Source organism: Streptomyces sp. H39-C1 (genome assembly GCF_027158125.1).
Taxonomy (GTDB): domain Bacteria; phylum Actinomycetota; class Actinomycetes; order Streptomycetales; family Streptomycetaceae; genus Actinacidiphila; species Actinacidiphila fildesensis.
The window spans coordinates 50,581-69,359 of record NZ_JAPVLS010000016.1; the positions used below are offsets into that span (position 1 = coordinate 50,581).

Sequence of the window (18,779 nt, forward strand, 5' to 3'; positions counted from 1 at the left end):
ATAGGTAAACGCGAAGATCGCGTAGTGCGTGTTCGAGGACATGCGGACCAGTATGGCGACGAGCACGCCGGGTAGCCAGCCGGCGACCGGATGGTGAGACGGGAGCGCCCTCGTGGAAACGGTAGAATCAGGGTCCGATCCCTCGTACATAACGCCGGAAGGCCGCCCGTGGCATCAGCGACCCCAGCCGCCCCCGACCACACCCCGGACGTCGTCCTGGTAGTGGACTTCGGAGCGCAGTACGCCCAGCTCATCGCCCGACGCGTCCGCGAGGCCCGGGTCTACAGCGAGATCGTCCCCAGCACCATGCCGGTGGCCGAGATGCTCGCGAAGAACCCGAAGGCGATCATCCTCTCCGGCGGTCCGTCGTCGGTCTACGCCGAGGGCGCCCCCTCGCTCGACACGGCGATCTTCGAGGCCGGGGTCCCGGTCTTCGGCATGTGCTACGGCTTCCAGCTGATGGCGGTGGCGCTCGGCGGCACCGTCGACGATAACGGTGCCCGTGAGTACGGCCGCACCGCGCTGACCGTCAGCAAGCCCGGCTCGACGCTCTTCGAGGGCACCCCCACCGAGCAGTCGGTGTGGATGTCGCACGGCGACGCGTGCTCGGCGGCGCCCGCCGGCTTCGCCGTCACCGCCTCCACCGACGTGGTACCGGTCGCCGCCTTCGAGGACGACGCCCGCAAGCTGTACGGCGTCCAGTACCACCCCGAGGTGCTGCACTCCACGCACGGCCAGCAGATCCTGGAGCACTTCCTGTACCGCGGTGCGGGCATCGCGCCGGACTGGACGACGACGAACGTCGTCGAGGAGCAGGTCGCGGCGATCCGCGCCCAGGTCGGCACCAAGCGCGCGATCTGCGGGCTCTCCGGCGGCGTGGACTCCTCGGTGGCCGCGGCCATCGTGCAGAAGGCCATCGGCTCCCAGCTGACCTGCGTGTACGTCGACCACGGGCTGCAGCGCAAGGGCGAGTCCGAGCAGGTCGAGAAGGACTTCGTCGCGGCCACCGGCGTCCAGCTGAAGGTCGTCGACGCGGAGGAGCGCTTCCTGACCGCGCTCGCCGGCGTCACCGACCCGGAGACCAAGCGGAAGATCATCGGCCGTGAGTTCATCCGCGTCTTCGAGCAGGCCCAGGCCGAGCTCGTCGCCGAGGCGGGCGCGGCCGGCGAGGACGTCGCCTTCCTGGTGCAGGGCACCCTGTACCCGGACGTCGTCGAGTCCGGCGGCGGCACCGGCACCGCCAACATCAAGTCGCACCACAACGTGGGCGGGCTCCCCGACGACATCGAGTTCGAGCTGATCGAGCCGCTGCGCAAGCTCTTCAAGGACGAGGTCCGGATGGTCGGCCAGGAGCTGGGCCTGCCGGAGGAGATCGTCCAGCGCCAGCCGTTCCCCGGTCCCGGCCTCGGCATCCGCATCGTCGGCGAGGTCACCAAGGAGCGCCTGGACCTGCTGCGCGAGGCGGACTTCATCGCCCGCGAGGAGCTCACCGCGGCCGGCCTGGACCGGGAGATCTGGCAGTGCCCGGTCGTCCTGCTCGCCGACGTCCGCTCGGTCGGCGTCCAGGGCGACGGCCGCACCTACGGTCACCCGATCGTGCTGCGCCCGGTCTCCTCCGAGGACGCCATGACCGCCGACTGGTCGCGGCTGCCGTACGACGTCCTCGCCAAGATCTCCACCCGCATCACGAACGAGGTCGCCGACGTCAACCGCGTCGTCCTCGACGTGACGAGCAAGCCGCCGGGCACCATCGAGTGGGAGTGACCTCCGGCTGAGCCCTGGACCGTGTCCCGCACGGCCGCCGCGCCGCCCCTCCTGCCTGCTGGGAGGGGCGGCGCCGTCGTTCCCTGACCCGCTCCGCACTCTGTTCTTCTCGCTTACCGCGCGGTAGCTTCCGCTGCATGGCCGACTTCCTCCCGCAGCCCTCGCAAGGGCGCACGCCGCCGCAGCCGATACCCACCGAGCAGCTGCACTTCGCGCTGCCGCAGACGTTCACCAACACCGACGACGAGCGGCAGCACCGCAAGGAACGGCTGGTGGCCGCGCTACGGCTGTTCGGGCGGTTCGGGTTCGAGGAGGGCGTGGCCGGGCACATCACGGCGCGCGACCCGGAGTTCACCGACCATTTCTGGGTCAATCCGTTCGGGATGAGCTTCAAGCTCGTCACCGTCAGCGATCTGATCCTGGTCAACCACGCGGGCCAGGTCGTCGAGGGCCGCTTCCACGTCAATCAGGCGGCCTTCGCGATCCACGCGCAGGTGCACCAGGCACGCCCGGACGTGATCGCCGCCGCGCACAGCCACTCGACGTACGGGCGGGCGCTGTCGTCGCTCGGGGAGCTGCTGGACCCGATCACCCAGGACGTCTGCGCGTTCTACGAGGACCACGCGTCACCTCGTGAAAATAGCACACGTTCTCGCAGGCCAGGGGCCTGTGGGGTTGAGAGGAGCCCGTCAGCATGGACGAGACCTTGGACCTGTGGATCGCTGAGCAAGTCGCACGCGCCCCCCGAATCCCGGATGAGCAGCTTCGCGACCTGGCCCGCAACCTGGGCATCGACCTGGGCGACTGACACCCACAAGCAACACGAGAGGTCCCCACCAAATTTTGGTGGGGACCTTCTTCATGTGCTCCCGGGCAGGGTCAGGCCCCGAGGGGTGCCGAGGAAAGATCAGTAAAGTCGGAGCCGTGCTGTTACGGCCTGAATGAACTCCGGGTACCAACCTGGGACGACAGGCAACCGGGCCGCACCGAGTGGTGTGAATCAGCTGAAGAGATCGGGTTCACTCCGCGAGATCTGCTGGTACAACGGCTGATAGTTGATCCAGGCGACGAGATCGTTCCCGAGCTGCTCGCGCGTATGCGCCGCGCTTGCGTGGTCGATCTGCACCGGCTTGCCGGCCGCCTTTGCAGTGAGTTGCACCTGGCAAGACCGCTCCATCGTGATGAACCACCACGCCGCCGCGTCGACCGAGTCGCCGACCGTCAGCAGTCCATGGTTGCGCAGGATGACGGCCTTGTGGGGCCCGAGTGCCTCCGCGATCCGGCGGCCCTCCTCCTCGTCAAGCACGACGCCCGTGTAGTCGTCGTACAGACTATGACTTTCGTAGAACGCGCAGACATCCTGTGTGATCGGGTCCAGCAGTTCCCCGAGCGACGACAGCGCCCGCCCGTACGTCGAGTGGCTGTGCGCGGCGGCGATCACGTCGGGGCGGGCCTGGTGCACCTGCGAGTGGATCGCGAAGGCCGCCTGGTTGACGTGGAAACGGCCCTCCACGACCTGACCCGCGTGGTTGACCAGGATCAGATCACTGACGGTGATGAGCTTGAAGCTCATCCCGAACGGATTGACCCAGAAATGGTCGGTGAACTCCGGATCGCGCGCCGTGATGTGACCCGCTACACCCTCTTCGAACCCGAACCGCCCGAACAGCCGCAGCGCGGCGACGAGGCGCTCCTTGCGGTGCTGCCGTTCGTCGTCGGTATTGGTGAACGTCGGCGGTAGTGCGAAGTGCAGTTGCTCGGTGGGTATCGGCTGCGGGGGTGTTCGCCCCATCGGGGGCTGCGCAAGGATGTCGGCCATGCAGCGGAAGCTACCGCGCGGTAGCGTCGATGAACAGACTTGCTGCTTGCTTAGGGATGAGCAGTCTCCGCAGCGACGCGTACGGGCCCCGCCCATGCTTCACTGAGGTGAGCGTCTGAGCGGGGCCCAGGAGAGGCTAGGGGCGTTCCGGATGTTGCTTCCATTGGAAGCCCCGGTTCCTGTGAAGGTACCGCGCATAGGGGCCGTCGGGGCTGTTGTCCGGGTAGCCCATCTCCCGGAACGAGGTGATCGGATCTCCCTCGTCCACCATGGAACAGGCACACCCGACACACCAAATGAGGAAGAGACCTAGCGGGTTGTCGGGCGTCCGGCGGCCTTGGAAGATCCGATCTTCGTCGGTGTACTCCTCAAGGTCGATGAGCACGGCCACCCGCGCGTCAGGGTCAGCGCCGCCTACTAGGTCCCCTTCGGCCTTACCGCAGTAGCTGCACAGCCTGTTGCCTGCCGAGTGCCTGCCCATGTCGCCCCTGTCGCCCTGGTGATCATCCACCGGTCCGCCTCCACTGCTTGGGCGAGTCTACGCCGCTACTTTCGTTCCATCCCGATTACTGACAGCCGCTGGCCGGAGCGCAGGTTGAGCCCTGCTTTCTCAACGTCCAATTCGGCCAGCCATTGCATAATCGTTTCCCGACCTACGTTGAATAGGTCTTCCATGTCTCGGCCGCCAAGGTCGGGCGGTAGGGCTGCGCGCATTGCTTCATCCTCTTCCGCCAACACTGCCAGCCTCTTGATCACCCAGTGCCAGGTAAGAAGCTGTACCCCCATAGTGATATGGAGCGACGGCTCATCGCTGGCACTGCGTCCAGAATGCACCCAACCGCGCGGGAGATACAAAACGTCTCCGGCGGTGAGTGTCAGGTCATAGTCGGGCGCCTTGTTGTTGAAGCGGTCCAGCTCTTCTGGAGAGAAGCCAATGCGCTTCCAGTTGTGGTGTTCCAGCGGGTCGACGAACACGGGCTCGTTGATGGACCAACGTTTAGACCCTGAGACTTGAGCGATGAAAACGTGGTGGCAGTCCCAATGCCATGCAAATCCCTGAGACTGCCCACCCGGGGTCAGATAGACGTTCCCGGTAACGGGGTGCCCAAGCTGGGCGCCGATCTCTTTGCAGAACAACATCAGCGGCGGCCACGACCTATGCAGTCCGTTGAGTACCAGAGTTGAGGCTTTATGGTCTGCGGTTGGCGTTTCGCCGGTTAGCCGCCCGTCACGGACCATGCCCATACCACCAGGACGCACGTCGGGATCGGCGATGATTTCGCGCACGCTGTCATGGTTGGCGAGAAGGGCAAGTTCTTTCGCGTCGCGCTTGTAGACCGTGGGCACCGCCGGCCACGCACGCCGGAACTCTTCCGGGTCTTCTACTAGGCGGTGCAGCGCTGATGTCATGGGTTTGCCTCTCTAGTTGGTTCTCGCGAGGCAGCGCGGCCCCCAGGTCGAGGACCGCGCCACCGTGCTTTCGCTGGATGGACGAACTAGCTGAGCAGGTGCGCGAACTCTCCGGCCGCTGCACCCTCGAACAGGCGCGTGATCTCGCCCGGCGTGAACGTGAGCGCCTTGCTCGGGTCCTTGGTGTCGGCCAGGACGATAAGGCCGTCCTCCGTCTTGCCCAGCGCTACGCACTCGACCTCGTCGTCAAGGTGCGAGTACGACGACTTGACGAACTCAGTTCCCCAGAATCCCGAAACGGCGAATCCCGGAAGGGGGGTTGCTTCAGACACGGTGTCTCCTTGGCTCGTTGGGGTGGTGCTCTTCAATCCGTTCCGATGGTCATGTTGGGAACGGAAGACTTTGGTGACCCACTCCCGGACGGGTGATGTGCCATTCCTGCCGTCCGGGAGCGGGGGTCTTTGGGGTCGCTAAAGGCCGTGGGGTCTCCGCCGGTGCCGACCAGCGCTATTGCGCGTTTGTGGAGGCACGCGCGGACCGAATGAGGCGGCGAGTCCGTAGTCATGCACTTCGTCTCTCGGAACGCGGATCATCTGCGAGGCGTATACGCGATCACGAAGAACGCCACAGCAGAACTCACACGCGTAGGCATCGCTGGTCACACCAGCGGCAGTTACAGGGCCAATCCACGTGACGCGTGTGTCCTTCCCGCAGTAGAACCAGCATTCGCCATCGACCCAGACATTGCCGTCATCCGTCTGTGCGACCGGTGGTAATCCGGTGCGCGCCGGTATCTGTAAGCCGGGCATTCTCGCGCCGGTCATCCGCCCTATCTCCCTTGGCTGTTGGCAACGGCAAGTCGGACGCTGAGTTCTTCGCGTGCCGTCAGCCGCCGGACACTGTCGATATCGGCGTCCCATGGTCTGCCCGATCGCAATGGACGCAGGCTGACTGCGCGGCCTTCAATGGCCGTCACAAGTCCTAGGCGCTGCCTGTCGATGTCGTGGGCCACCTTGCCGACCTCAACGCGCCTGGACGCCGCAGACGGATCTTGGGCGCTCACCGGTCGCACTTCCCCAGTTCGTCAATCAACCGGACCGCCACGTCATGACGCATCGGTGCGATGGCGACGAACGCACGGCCGTACATGGGCGGATCCGGGGTGACCACCACGTTGAACCCGATCTTCGCGAACGCCTCAGCCAGCTCATCCGCTGTGTTCTCAGCGATGCGCCGTACGTCGTCATCGGCGGTCTGCCGTCTCGTGTCCATCGGGCTGCCTCGCTTCGCTTGCGTCGTCACCTTCCGTGTTCCAAGGGTTGCCCTTCGCGCGTACGCTCAACAGGTCTGGAGGGTTTCCAAACCAGTTGGAAAGGCGGGGAGTTGAACACATGAGCGAGCAGCCGCACCCCGTGGCGACCGGCGAACCCGCGAACGGCCTTGAGTGGTTCGGGCGGGAAGTTGAAGAGGCGTTAGCCCACAAGGAAGGGGCCAGCCAGCGGGGTCTAGCCGAGGCGACTGGGTACAAAGAGCCGTACGTGTCCAAGGTGAAGAACGGCAAGTCGATGCCGTCCCCTCAGTTCGCGGAGGGCTGTGACCGCTACTTCAACACGTCGGGCTGGTTCGCGCGGATCCTGGTGAGAATCAGCGAGCGCGGGCATCCCAACTGGTTCATTCCGTACGTGAACCTGGAGCGGGACGCGAGCCGGGTTGAGGACTACAGCAACGCGTTCGTCATGGGCATGTTGCAGACCCATGAGTACGCGGAAGCGGGCTTCCGAGCGACACACCCGCGTGAGACTGACGACCAGATCAAAGCCCGTGCGGAAGCTCGCTTGCGTCGGCGTGACGTGATGCTGCGCAAGGATCCTCCGCTTCTGTGGGTCATCCTGCATGAGTCGGTCCTGCGTACCGTCGTCGGTAGCCCCGGCGTCATGGCTGCACAGCTTGGGCACCTCGTCGCCGAAGCGGCAACGCCCCACATCACGTTGCAAGTTCTCCCCTTCAAAGCGGGTGCCCCGGCGTCATCACTACCGTTTACCCTGCTTACGCCAGGCAGCGGGGCGACAGTCCTGTACTCAGAGACCAGAGATCAGGGCCACGTGAACGATTCGGCGACAGCTGTTGGGGGCGCTAAGGCCACGTACGAACGGCTACGCGCTGCCGCACTCTCGCCCGATGAGTCTGTGACCCTCATTCGACAGATCGCGGAGGATCACGCCAGATGAGCAACACCCCCGACCCCAGCGGTTCCACACAGTGGGTCAAGAGCACTTACAGCGGCGGCGAAGGCGGACAGTGCATCGAGTGGTCACCTGCGGCAGCAGTGACCGGCGTCGTCCCTGTTCGCGACTCGAAGGACCCGCACGGCCCCGCGCTCACCTTCACGCCGGATGCGTGGGCATCGTTCGTTGCTGGCGTTCAGAGCGGAGAGTTTCCTACCGCCTGACGCCACACTCGACCAGCCCTCGCCACCCCACGGCGGGGGCTTCGTCGTGCTGCCTGTCCGTACGGGCGTGCACACAACGGGTTATTTCTATGCGTTGCTCCGGCGTGCTGCTAATGTGCGCCAATGGCCCAGAAAATCGTAACCATTTACACGGATGACCTCACCGGCAAAGAGTCCGCCGAGGCATCTACTCACACGTTCTCCGTCGATGGCGTCTCCTATGAGATCGACCTCGGCCCGGACAGCTACGACAAGCTTCTCGACGCGTTGGGCCCGTTCGTCAAGGCTTCCCGCAAGGTCGGACGCACCCGTGGCGTAAGCGGCCCCCGCAAGGTCGGTCCGGTCAACAGTGACACGGCAGCGATTCGCGTATGGGCCAAGGAGAACGGCTACGACGTGAACGACCGGGGCCGCGTTCCCGCCACTGTCCGCGAGGCGTACGAAGCCGCCCACTGATCACGCTTCACCGCTTGTAAGACCCCGCCACCCAGCGTCTCGGATGGCGGGGTCTCATGCATGGGAGCCTTCGGCATACGGGGGCTCCCATGCATGCAGGTAGGTTGTCGAGATGGATGTAGACGCAGTACTCCGAGACATCACCGCACAAAGACTCAGGAACAAAGGCCGATCACTGACCTCCGGAGACCCGCTGATGCCCGCACTGGAGTGGGATGCGGTGAGCGAGGCATACACGGTGAAGGAGTGGGGTCCCTACCGCCTGCACATAAGTTCGCTCGGCGGTGACTGGCGACTGATGATGACTCCAAAGGCGTCTCCACATACCTGGGACTACGGCTGGGCCTACGCGACAGGCGATGACGCATACCTCGCCTGTCTACGCTGGGATCCCGCCACGCAAGCAGAGCCCGAAGACTGGACACGACAGGTCGGAATGGGCGTCCGCGGCCTGCCGATAGCGAGGCCGGCGGAGGACGCTAGCCGAGGACGCCAAGACTGCTGAGCATCAGAAGTAGGAGCGTCAAGGAGACTCCGGCCGCGGCACCACCGCGCGTGATGACGGCGGGGAGTCGGCTGCTATCGAGGTACGCCAGGAGGCCGGCCAGCATACCGACGATCACCGCTACCAGCGTCGCGGCCAGGACCAGCAGCAGCCTCACGCCGATCGACAACCCCATCATGAACCTCCGTTGCACACAGCCGAGATGGACGATTCCCAGCATCTGCGCAGGCCGGCAACCGCACTAGGATTCCGGACTACATCAGAACTTCTCAGGACTTCACAGGACTACGGGGGCGGACGTGGGGCGACGAGCGAACTCACTGGACCCGGAGAACCCCCTCCATGCCTTCGCCGCCGAGCTGAAAGGACTCCGGGATGCAGCAGGCCCAGCAGGAGCCCTTAGAGCCACCTGTGACCTCGTAGGGATCAACCGCACGACCTACTACGCATGGTTGAGCGGCAAGCAGCTACCCGGCAGAGACGTTCTGGGGATCGTCGTGCAGGCATGGGGCGGCAACCTCAAGTATTGGACGGACCGGCGTCGGAAAGCCGAAGCGTCCATGGCTGGACACGTTCAAAGGCGACACGATGCACCCTCTGCTCTTATCGACGCTGCGTTGGAAGATTTAAGACGCGCGAATCACTTGCATCTGAGGACATTGAATACACTCTGGGAGCGAGCGAGGTCCTCACCCGAGAACCTGATCGAGCTGGTGCCTCAACTCGCGCTTGTTGACTTTGAGGACCTATTGGCTGGGCGAAATGAGAGAGATCACACGACGGCCTACTACGAGCGACAGCTTCTAATCGGTGCATTGGAGGCTGACTTCGGACTAGAAACCGAGGAGCTGAGTAGGCTAGCAAATCACTGCCGAGAGACCGCACTTCTCGCTCGAAAGAGGGCAGAGGCTTTACATCGCCTTATGTGGATGCGCAGCAATCAAGGGCGTCCGAAACGCGAGTAAGATAAGTAAGTAGGTAGTGACCGGCAGTCACCAGATACGTACGTCGGCGGAGGACATGCCTCGGCTGGCGGTTCCTCATGAAATAGAGAAACATTACCCCACCTAACGTTATACATACCTAATTGTGATTATGGGTGACGGTTGCCCGACCTAATTACCTAACCTTATTGCGTTGGCATTTATTGCGCATGCATGAATCCGGGGATTGAGTAGTTAGGTCGCTGGGCGGCGGGGTGGCCCGATTGAATGGGTGGGCTACTGCGGACCGCCGTGATTCCCGCATTCCTTATTGGGCCCGAGGTGGCCACAGAAGGCTATTCCAGCGGTCAGAATGCAAGGGTTGGGGTCGTTGTCCAGTGCCAGCATTTGCGGCCCGCTATGGCCCTCCTGTGGCAGTCCGCCGGTCTAAATTGGGGGGTTACTTAAGCGTGTACGGGATGCTATAGTAGAGACATCGCCAAGCGGGAAGGGCGAAATCCGGAGCCGAAAGGCAATGGAATTCGAAAGGCCCGCGAATGTGATAAGCTGATGAAGTCAGAAGGGGAAAAGCTCGAAAGGGCCTAACGCCCGATGATGGATTAGCTTCCAATGATATTCACTATGATGCCCGGAGGGTGTGGACTGGCCTGTGACGGTAGCGATATCAGTGTGGTGCTTTATTGCCACACCGTGACGCTGCTACGAGGCTTCGCGAAGCACAGCAAAGGAAGCATGCGTTACTTGAGAACTGAATAGTGTAGCTATGTGTTCGCAGGAGGGTAGTTACCTGTGGAACCGTACGTAGCAGATAGGGCACATCTGCCCTTGACTAGCCTCCGTTGAGAGTGACTACTGCGTATGCTTCTTAGGGTCGGTGCTTGCGCCGTGACGTCACCTGTTTTCAATCCTGCGAACCTTCTCCAATTTTCTTTCTCTCTTTGCACTTCGGTGCAGCGTGGGGGATAGGTCGTAGGCTCGCATGCCATATGTGGTCCTTCTTATGCCAGTCCTGTCCTCGGCGCTGCCTTCACAGTCCGCATGGTCTGTGAGGTCAGTCGATAGATGGAGAGATTGAGGCTGGTCCGTGGGCATATATTTTTGCCGAATTACTTAAGTGTGTACGGATTGGCCTTAGGAGATGAGAGGTGGAGTTGTGTCCCGCGTGTTTGCTGTGTGGCATGGCGGTTCCGGATTCGGCCTGAGTGACATGTTCAAGGACATGGAAACGTGGGTGTCGAGAGGGGCTGCTAAGGATGCCCTATGGCGTAGAGCTCACTCCGGCATGACCCCAATCACTGATGGTGCCAGCCGTGTCGTATTCTGCGACGCCGGCGAGGTGCATATCAGCCATGCCGCGGGGGCCATTGCGTACCCGCTTGTCCAGGTGGATGAGTGCAGTATGGACATCTATGTCGGCAGTAAGGCCGAAGGTAGATGGGAGCTTGCCGACTACCCGGTACAGCGTTGGACCCTAGGTCCGCGTGGTGGGGTTCGCGTCGAGTCGTATTGATTGTCGAAACACGCCTTCTCTTTGCCCAATTACTTAAGTGTGTACATGAGAAGGCGTGTTCGCAAGGAATGGCCTCCTGTTCCGACGTGGCAGGCCAAAGAAGGAGAAGATACCGATGATCGACTGGGATACAGGCGTCGTGATCCTCGCAAAGGTGATCCGTCGTAAGGAATTCGTCCTTGGCAAGTCGACCGTGCTCGTTAGCAGAGCCGTCGTGCTACTCGATACGGGAGAAGTAAGAACAAGTTCTGTCCGCAGGGATGGGCGGCATGTTTCTACGCCCTTCAAGTGGAGCTTTGAGAACACGGTCGCTTCTTTGCGCGAGTTCGAGCGCGAGTTTATTACCGAGGAGCTTTCCGAGTGGAGGCGTCCATAGCCGAAACGGCCTTCGGGTCGTCTGCGGGGGTTTGCCTACCCGTACTGATGTGGCAGGCAATGAGAAAGGAGAGAGTGCCAGTGTCGTTCAATGCGATCCTGTGCGCAGAATGCAGCAAAGGCATGTATGCGCGTATCGCGTATCGCATGTACTCGTGCTGCGATTGCGGCAGGAAGCTAGCCGAGCGGGATTTGGTTCTTGACCCAGGGGAAAGAACGTTTCTCATCCATGAGCGGCTTTATGTCGAACGTGATGATGCGTCCTAGACCAAGGAGAAGTTATGTCTAATGTGATGTTCTTTCATCGGGAGATTCTGCGGAACCAATTTGGTTCATCGGTCTCTCGGAGGGAGGCAATTCGACGTCGCCAGCATGGGGCTCGACTGACTGTTTCCAAATTGGAAGCCCGGCGAGTCGAGTACGTGCACAAGTCTGCCGGTCAGCTCCTCCATCACATGGGGGATCTGAACTATGGGTTCACCATCTTCAAGTTGCTGCCTCTGAGCGGCCCTGGTTACAAGGCGAGCGCGTATTGGCCGAGCGGGAATGACTTGGCGGTGAGCCAAGCCTATGTCTTCAGGCGACGGAATCAGGCTATTAGAGCCGTGCAGCATCGCATGACTCTAGAGACCGGTGCCAATGTGTACTCGTCCTGGTCGCGCCATGACCGTGCGGCTGAGCGTCGTGCTTACGTCGGAGACAACCCGTTCTCTGAATCCGTTCTTTGGCACCACACCATCGATTACTAGTAGTACAGCTCTAGATCAATGCTTCGGTGTTGAACTGGCTACGTGCGGGTTCGATTCCCGCCTAGGGCGCCCCAACCTGATTAAAGGCTGGGAGAGAAAAGGAGAAGCAGTATGGATGACTACTGCAATGTTGCGTACGCCTACGTCCCGCAGTTGGGGTTTACCCGATTGCAGTGGAACGGTAATGGTGGCGCAAAGGTCAGTCGTGTCTTCACTGGACAGTCCGAGCAGCTGTGTGACGGTTGCCGGACTATACCGCTGGTGCAGGACATCGATCTGACGGAACTTGTCAGGAGCGTCGGGTACTGCTGCGATCACCAGCTCTTCGGAGTAATGGTTGATTTGGACGTTACCGATATCCAGTGGGTTCCCGAGTCCGTCTATCACCGATCACGACATGGTCAGGACTTGAACCTGAGCCCCTATGACCTGCTGGCCCTTCTGTATATGGGGACCAAGTGGGATCGGTGGAACCTCGAAGTGGCGTCGTATGAGGCGCCGATGTGGTGGAGAGCCACGCTCTCTGTCCGGAATCCCTTCGACGATGAGCAGTGGCTAGAGCCGGTCGTAATCGATGCCGGCCACGTGCGCACGATGCTGCGTACCGCCGAGAGTCTCATGCCGATTGATGTGCCGGCTGCGGAGCTCTTGCGCGCCCTCATGTCTGCGGATCATCGCGGCGTTGGGGATGCGATGAGGGCTGTTCGTCCGTCCTCGGCGGATCTGATTCTTCAGTACGCGATATTCGGGAAAGCGGTTTTCCACGGATGACAGTGAACGAGTATCCAGGGATGCCGATGAGTTACCTCGATGGGCGGCGTTAGGTCGTCGCAGCCCCCCTAGGCGGTGAGAGCTGGTTGCGAATACCAGCAGGGGCGCCGTGGCCTGTCTGGCCACGAGAGAAGAGGAGAAGCATCGTGAACAACGATGACTCTATGTGCGAGCGCCTCACGAACATGCAAACTGCCTGGAGCGAAGCAACTCCAGGAGAGACGCACGCGACTTGGTCGGGGCATCTCACGGCATGCGGTAAGCCCGTAATCGAGGCGAAGCCTGTTTACGACTCACACCCTCGTGACATTACGTGCGCGGAGTGCGGGGGTACAGCAGTGTTCGATCTAGAAACGGCCCGAACGTGGGCGCGGGTGATCACCGATACGTATGAGGTATCGGGCAGGCTCAGCCTCTTGGATGCTTACGACCTTCGCGAGACTGCCGTGACGTCGCTCGCACCAAAGGCATTCGTTCAGCGGCGCGAAGGGGATTCTTGGAACGCGATTAGCACCAACTTCCTGATGTCTACGGGTGCCGCGACTGAGAAGGATGGCACGTCGATATTTGTCGGTCGTGTCGGCTTGGCAGTACTTGAGGCGTTCCGTGAGTCGGAATACAAGGGCGGGTACTAGGTCGTGACAGTTCGATATCACGGGCGGGACGTTCCTGACACTGAGCCGCTAGACGATCTAGGGCGATCTCTTGCCAGCGGTGGATTCACATTTACTCGCTTGTCCGAACCTGTCTGCATTCGGATCACTAGCGGTCCTTGGGCCTCCAGGATGTCTCTCTACTACGACGACGCACAGGGCGTCTTCTCTGGAGAAGTCATCCCTTACGGCGCGAGTAGTTGGAAGAGGGCCGAATGGTTGGCCTTCACGAGTAGCGCCATTTACTTCGTCAAGATACTCGCCGAATAATTCGGCAGCCCTCCTAGTTGGGTTAACTCCGGTGCAAGTCCGGAGAGGGGCTCCGTGGCCGAACGGGCCACGAAGGAGAAACGGAGAAAACCATAATGCTTCCCTCCAAGGGTGGCGCTGGATGACGCGCTGGGTTATGGCGCTTGGGGAGAAAGATCCCGAGCGCGATCCGTCCTATGCGAGTCTCCCTGATCTGGCCGATGCCCGCGCTTCAGTCGTGGTCAAGAGGTTCGAGCAGTTGTTCCCTATCGTGCACGGCTGGAAAGAAATCTACGGTCCGGAAATCACATGCTGGGCAATGAGCTACTCGGCCGAGCTCGGCATCGAAGAGATTCAAGCTGCCTGGAGTGACATCACAATGGGCCCCTGGATTCGTCTTGATAGGCAGCAGGGGGGCTACATCAAAGTCTCTGACTACCGGGGATGTGAGCCAGAGGGGGAGTCATTGTTCCCACCTCCTGACTTGCCGACAATTGAAGCAGATCCGGGGGGTACAGATGCGCATTGACAAGATCAATACCGATCAGCTTGTGCTTACCGAGCATCTGGGCTGGAACTGCACTGCTCAAGTGCACATGGACCGGGCCGGATGTCACGTTAGCAGAAGCGAGGTGACGTTCTGGATTGGTGAAAAACCATTTGACGGAGGCCCCTGCCCTGCGCGGGTCGGTGACCATTGGGATTCGGGTCTGAGTTACGTCAAGTGGTGGATGCTCGGCAATGTGAAATACAGGGCAAACATATGGTTGCCGAAGTACGGACATAAAGCTCTCTACTGTACAGGGCAGTCAGAATGTAACTGCGAAGTGCACAAGGGCTAGATACGCGCTGCCTCCCTAGGTGGGTAAACCCGGTTGCAAATGCCGGGAGAGGCACCATGCTGGCCAAAACTGGCTAGCAGGAGAGAAAAGAGAATAGGTCATGACGAAATGCGGACCCTGTGCTTTGGAGGGAACGGTTTCTAAGGTCGTGGGTCAGCTTTCTATGACCTATGGCAGCGTAGCCGAGGTGTTCATGTGCGCACGACATGCGAAAGTCTTTATGGCCTTCTTCATGGAAGCGTTCTCTTCGGTCGCGATCATTGATGGAGAGGAACCAGGTGTCCGATGACGTCATCCTTTACGGTCCGATAGGTCGGGCTGTTAAAGAGATCGCGCCATATGTCGAATCGGATCCAGTCGGCATCTACGCGGCATGTCTGTCCATGTGGTCAATGGCCATCGGCGACAGAGTGTTTCTCGATCCGGACTTGCAGCGCAGCCCTCTCGTGTCCACTGCCCTCGTGGCTGGCACGGGAATCGGTAAGGGGGTTGCATTGGGTGCAGCTCAGCACATCATGGCCAAGTCTATTGGCAATGATCTTGAGCTGCGGACAACATCCGGAATCACATCCGGAGCTGCCCTCGTGGACCATATCTATAGGCAGATGGTCAAGACAAATGAGGCGTACGGGATCGAGGATAAACGTGTCCTGGTAGTGGAAGAGGAGTGGCGGGAGATCCTGGAAAGGGCATCCCGTGACCCGTCGTTCACATCCAAGATTCGCAATGCCTGGGACTGTCGAGTTCTCCGGAACACGACCAAGAAGAAATCTGAGAGCGACGCTCCGCAGGAAGTGAGAGGGGGACGTATTGTCTTTCACACTCACATCACTCCATCGGATTGGCGAAAGTTCATCAGCTACGACGATGCCGCAGGTGGTTCCTACAACAGGATGCTGCCGATTCAGTTGGATCGTGTGCCGCTGCTGCGACATAGGCAGCTGCCGGACGTCGATACGCGTGACCTGGTATCGGCGTTCGCCTGGCTGTCCAATGAGCCGCACGTCATGGAACCCAACCGGAAGGCGGATTATCTCAACTGGATTATGAGGAGGGCGGAAAGCATTCTCCTCGCCTCACTGCCTGAGCATCAGGGGGCTTTCGTGGCTCGTACGGCAGAGTCCACATACCGAGTTGCCGCACTACTGGCAGCCTCGGACGGAACCTCCCGCATCGCAGAGAAGCACATGCGTGCTGCTATCAGCTTCGTCGGGTACAGCGTTCGCACGGTCCTTGACCTGACTAAGGACGGGCCTGGGAAGAGCAATAAGAAGATCTCTCCGGAGGAGCGGATTCTTAAGCACCTTTCAGATCACCCGGGAGGGGTGCGGTCGGCTGTGCTTCAGCGGGCGACAGGCGCGAATGCGGCGGATCTGGAAGTGATGAAAGGGCGCGGATTGATCGCCCTTGAAGTCATCAAGGATGGGCCCGGTCGGCCGGTGATGCTGTACCGGATTCCGCGACAGTCACCCAGGCTGAGAGGCGGGGGCGGCCTGCCCGCGCCCGCAAACCCCAACCCATTCCTCGCGCTGCTGAATGTGGCATAGAGACACCTCGACACTCTCGCAAATCACAACCCTGCGGGAACCCAGTAGGAACACAAGGGAGAAGAAATGACGCTGTACGTAGCCGTGAATGGCAACGTCCACTCATCCAACACGGAACCGGAAAAGTGCGTAGTTGTCCGAAACAACTCCGTGACCGGATTCAAGGCTCTGGAAGTCGTGCCATTCGAGGACTATGAGCCTGGTACGGACTGCGGTAATTGTGAGGAGGCTATCGCAGACGAGATGCACGTCTGGATAGCTGCCAGCCCGGTTCCGGTGAGCACGCGCGAGGAGACTAAGAGCTCCGTGGCTCAGACCTCGTTGGCCGATGACGACGACGATGACGATGATGACGATGACGACGGGGACGACGAGGATTGGGACACTTTTGTAGTGGATCCGATCAAGCGTGCTCGTGTCGAGAAGGAACTCGGAATCATCGATGCGGAGCAGGCTATTGAGAACTGGACAGCGATATTCATCGCATCCAAGTCTCAGCGCGGAAAGGCGTTTTGGGAAACCAAGATCGAGGCCCTCAAGGTGGCGATTCAGGTAGATCCCGAACCGGATGAGGTGACGGCTGTTCCGGTGGAATCCACGGACCCTGACCCCGGGATTCAGGAAGCCGAAATTGTCGCGGAGCCTGTCACGATAAAGGCGGAACCGAAGCCCCCAAGCCGTAGAGCTGCCGCCAAGAAGTAAGTGATCCGCCCGCCTAGCTTGGGTGAACCATGGTGCAAATCCATGGCGGGCACCATGCACAGCCGGTCCGGTTGAGCAGATGATGATGGAACCTGGAGAACGTCAATGGCTAAGCAGACACGAGTCGTCACGGACTACACCGACGATATGACTGGTCTGGAGATTGCCGAGGAAGTAACGGAGGAAGGGTTGAAGTTCGGGATCGACGGCGCCGACTTTACGATGGATACGCACGGGGACGCAGCGAATGAACTCCGGGAGATGCTCGCTCGGTGGGTTGCGAACGGAGCAATAAAGGTTGAACGGCATGTGTACGTCGCTCCGAGGCCCAAGCGTAAGCCGGTAGACCCCGTGCGCATCGCACTCATTCAGAAGATCCGGAGGTGGGCGAAGTTCATGGAGGTCCCGTGCCCGGAAATGGGGCGCGTGCCGGGGAAGGTCCAGGAAGCCTTCCGCAAGTCCAACCCGGATGTAGATATGACACCTCTCTCCCGCTGATCGAGTAGTTCGCCACGATGGAAGGCACGGTTGCCCGATGGGGTAGCCGTGCCTTTCGTTGTAGCGGCCTACGGCTCTCCCTTGGGCGTACGTCGCACAGCGGAGGGCGTTCCCTTTACAGCCTCACCAGTCGAGCTCTCTGCCCCGTGCACTGGCCCCGCCTGTCCCTCACCGGATGGGCGGGGCCTTTCTGCGTTGCTGACGTGGGCGTGGTCCTGGCCCTGGCCCTGGCCCTGGTCCTCGATGAGCGAGGCTCGGTGCCTCAACCACAGAGGCCGCGCAGGAGCGGGCAGGCAGAGCCTGAAACGACGAAAGAGCCCCCAAGCCTCTCCGTAGTGGAGTGGCTTGGGGGCTCTGTGCCGTGCGTCTGTAGCGGGTTGGGTCAGATGGGCAGCTGTGTGTCCGTAGCGTCGTCGGTGGGCAGCTGTGCGGCGGTGAGTGTCTTCCCGTCCTCGAACCGCTGGACGATCTCACCGCCACCCAGCATCGCGGCCAGAACCGCGAGGATCCCCTCACGAGGCAGGCCGGGCACGTACACGGCCGCCAGGGCAAGCGCGGACGCAAGCACGCTGTAGACACGTGCGGGATGGGTTCGGACGAAGTCGATCAGCCCGTATCTGCTCGCGCGGGCTATGTCCTTGTCGGTATCCGTCATGAGTACTCCTTGAGTTCGGGGGTGTTGGTTGGTCGATGGGTGGGCTACTGCATGAGCCGGTGCCAGGTCTCCGAACCCGGGTATCCGTCCGCATCGGAGCCGGACCAACCCTGTGCAAGCTGGAATGCGCGAACCGCATTGCGGTCCGCGTCACCCCACTTCCGACCCGGACCGACCGAGTAGAACCGGCCGAGACCGTGCCGGACGAGCGCCTTGCCGAGCTGAGTGACGAAGTCATTGACCGCGCCGGCCTTGAAGTACTGCGCACCCGGAAACGCGGGAATCGCGGGGGTACCGCCTCCACCGCTCGGGATGTCAGCCTCGCTCGCCTCCTGCCCGAAGAAGGTGACACCCTTGCGGCCCTTCCACTCCGGATCGGCGACAACGACACCTTCGGCGAAGGCAGGGATGCCATAGCCGTAGACGTAACTCGACTTGCGGGCACGCTGCTTCAGATACACGCCATCACCCTCGGCGCTGCCGTTGGCGTTCGTGTTGCCCTCAATGGTGAAGATGGATTCTGCGTCGTATCGGTAGACGATGCCGGTGTGACTCCCACCGCCGGCACCGAAGAACACGATGCCGCCAATCACCGGATACACACTGAACCGGCCGCGGCTTCGGTACCACTCGACACCGCTCGGGCACCAGGCATATCGAGGCACTACGGCAGTGTTACCACTCTGTGCGGCCACCCAACTGACGAAGATCCCGCACCACGCGGCCTCATCCATCCCGTACCAGGCGCCGTATCGGTTCTTGTTGTTCCAGTGGCCATCCGAGTAGCCCTCTCGATAACCGACCTGGCTCTTCGCTACGCGGATCAGTTCCTTCGCTCCGGACATGTTTGCTCCTTGCGTGTGGGCATGAAAAAGGCCCCC

20 protein-coding genes are annotated in these 18,779 nt (G+C 61.2%); 12 read left to right on the forward strand and 8 right to left on the reverse strand.

Translation table 11 applies throughout. The features are described from left to right. The first annotated feature begins 168 nt into the window (after nt 1–168). The gene (guaA, locus tag O3W51_RS13430) at nt 169–1,764 is read left to right on the forward strand and encodes a glutamine-hydrolyzing GMP synthase (protein WP_164297483.1); all 1,596 of its coding nucleotides are present in this window, start codon (nt 169–171) and stop codon (nt 1,762–1,764) included. A gap of 137 nt (nt 1,765–1,901) precedes the next feature. Further along, complete coding sequence (locus O3W51_RS13435) at nt 1,902–2,678, forward strand: class II aldolase/adducin family protein (protein WP_269285921.1); 777 nt, start codon at nt 1,902–1,904, stop codon at nt 2,676–2,678. Nucleotides 2,679–2,764: 86 nt separating this feature from the next. Here the strand turns inward: O3W51_RS13435 and O3W51_RS13440 are convergent, their stop codons facing one another. The 5 genes from O3W51_RS13440 to O3W51_RS13460 form a co-directional block, all read right to left on the reverse strand. Then, nucleotides 2,765–3,583, reverse strand: coding sequence for a class II aldolase/adducin family protein (locus tag O3W51_RS13440; protein ID WP_269271775.1), 819 nt, complete (start codon nt 3,581–3,583; stop codon nt 2,765–2,767). 136 nt (nt 3,584–3,719) lie between these two features. Next, nucleotides 3,720–4,094 (reverse strand): hypothetical protein, encoded by a 375-nt coding sequence (locus O3W51_RS13445; RefSeq protein WP_269271776.1) that lies wholly within the window; start codon nt 4,092–4,094, stop codon nt 3,720–3,722. Nucleotides 4,095–4,129: 35 nt separating this feature from the next. Beyond that, the gene (locus O3W51_RS13450; protein WP_269271777.1) at nt 4,130–4,993 is read right to left on the reverse strand and encodes a JmjC domain-containing protein; all 864 of its coding nucleotides are present in this window, start codon (nt 4,991–4,993) and stop codon (nt 4,130–4,132) included. A gap of 86 nt (nt 4,994–5,079) precedes the next feature. Continuing rightward, nucleotides 5,080–5,325, reverse strand: coding sequence for a DUF397 domain-containing protein (locus O3W51_RS13455; RefSeq protein ID WP_269271778.1), 246 nt, complete (start codon nt 5,323–5,325; stop codon nt 5,080–5,082). Nucleotides 5,326–6,052: 727 nt separating this feature from the next. Continuing rightward, nucleotides 6,053–6,265 carry a hypothetical protein gene (locus tag O3W51_RS13460; RefSeq protein ID WP_269271779.1) on the reverse strand — a complete coding sequence of 71 codons (213 nt, stop codon included), beginning with the start codon at nt 6,263–6,265 and terminating at the stop codon, nt 6,053–6,055. Nucleotides 6,266–6,384: 119 nt separating this feature from the next. On the opposite strand from O3W51_RS13460, the gene O3W51_RS13465 reads away from it, so the two are divergent. The 3 genes from O3W51_RS13465 (at nt 6,385) to O3W51_RS13475 (ending at nt 7,898) form a co-directional block, all read left to right on the forward strand. Next, nucleotides 6,385–7,221 carry a helix-turn-helix domain-containing protein gene (locus tag O3W51_RS13465; protein ID WP_269271780.1) on the forward strand — a complete coding sequence of 279 codons (837 nt, stop codon included), beginning with the start codon at nt 6,385–6,387 and terminating at the stop codon, nt 7,219–7,221. Beyond that, nucleotides 7,218–7,442 carry a DUF397 domain-containing protein gene (locus O3W51_RS13470; RefSeq protein WP_269271781.1) on the forward strand — a complete coding sequence of 75 codons (225 nt, stop codon included), beginning with the start codon at nt 7,218–7,220 and terminating at the stop codon, nt 7,440–7,442. The genes O3W51_RS13465 and O3W51_RS13470 overlap by 4 nt, the downstream gene beginning before the upstream one ends. 123 nt (nt 7,443–7,565) lie before the next feature. Then, a complete protein-coding gene (locus O3W51_RS13475; RefSeq protein WP_269271782.1) occupies nt 7,566–7,898 on the forward strand; it encodes a histone-like nucleoid-structuring protein Lsr2 in 333 nt (110 codons plus the stop codon). Nucleotides 7,899–8,377: 479 nt separating this feature from the next. Here the strand turns inward: O3W51_RS13475 and O3W51_RS13480 are convergent, their stop codons facing one another. Further along, entirely contained in the window at nt 8,378–8,581 is a 204-nt protein-coding gene (locus tag O3W51_RS13480; protein WP_269271783.1) for a hypothetical protein, read from the reverse strand. Between the two features lie 2,391 nt (nt 8,582–10,972). Here O3W51_RS13480 and O3W51_RS13485 point away from each other — a divergent pair. The 7 genes from O3W51_RS13485 to O3W51_RS13515 all read left to right on the forward strand — a co-directional run bounded on the left by O3W51_RS13485 (nt 10,973) and on the right by O3W51_RS13515 (nt 17,243). Beyond that, nucleotides 10,973–11,233 carry a hypothetical protein gene (locus O3W51_RS13485; protein WP_269271784.1) on the forward strand — a complete coding sequence of 87 codons (261 nt, stop codon included), beginning with the start codon at nt 10,973–10,975 and terminating at the stop codon, nt 11,231–11,233. 859 nt (nt 11,234–12,092) lie between these two features. Next, the gene (locus tag O3W51_RS13490; RefSeq protein ID WP_269271785.1) at nt 12,093–12,752 is read left to right on the forward strand and encodes a hypothetical protein; all 660 of its coding nucleotides are present in this window, start codon (nt 12,093–12,095) and stop codon (nt 12,750–12,752) included. A gap of 374 nt (nt 12,753–13,126) precedes the next feature. Beyond that, nucleotides 13,127–13,387 (forward strand): hypothetical protein, encoded by a 261-nt coding sequence (locus O3W51_RS13495; protein ID WP_269285923.1) that lies wholly within the window; start codon nt 13,127–13,129, stop codon nt 13,385–13,387. 409 nt (nt 13,388–13,796) lie between these two features. Continuing rightward, a complete protein-coding gene (locus tag O3W51_RS13500) occupies nt 13,797–14,183 on the forward strand; it encodes a hypothetical protein (protein WP_269271787.1) in 387 nt (128 codons plus the stop codon). Nucleotides 14,184–14,774: 591 nt separating this feature from the next. Continuing rightward, nucleotides 14,775–16,043, forward strand: a complete 1,269-nt coding sequence (locus tag O3W51_RS13505) for a hypothetical protein (protein WP_269271788.1) — start codon at nt 14,775–14,777, stop codon at nt 16,041–16,043. A 66-nt stretch (nt 16,044–16,109) separates the two neighbouring features. Then, nucleotides 16,110–16,745 carry a hypothetical protein gene (locus tag O3W51_RS13510; protein ID WP_269271789.1) on the forward strand — a complete coding sequence of 212 codons (636 nt, stop codon included), beginning with the start codon at nt 16,110–16,112 and terminating at the stop codon, nt 16,743–16,745. 105 nt (nt 16,746–16,850) lie between these two features. Beyond that, nucleotides 16,851–17,243 carry an Lsr2 dimerization domain-containing protein gene (locus tag O3W51_RS13515; protein WP_269271790.1) on the forward strand — a complete coding sequence of 131 codons (393 nt, stop codon included), beginning with the start codon at nt 16,851–16,853 and terminating at the stop codon, nt 17,241–17,243. Nucleotides 17,244–17,625: 382 nt separating this feature from the next. Here the strand turns inward: O3W51_RS13515 and O3W51_RS13520 are convergent, their stop codons facing one another. Beyond that, nucleotides 17,626–17,898, reverse strand: coding sequence for a hypothetical protein (locus O3W51_RS13520; protein ID WP_269271791.1), 273 nt, complete (start codon nt 17,896–17,898; stop codon nt 17,626–17,628). 44 nt (nt 17,899–17,942) lie between these two features. Next, entirely contained in the window at nt 17,943–18,743 is an 801-nt protein-coding gene (locus O3W51_RS48455; RefSeq protein ID WP_331283911.1) for a peptidoglycan-binding protein, read from the reverse strand. Between the last annotated feature and the right edge of the window lie 36 nt (nt 18,744–18,779).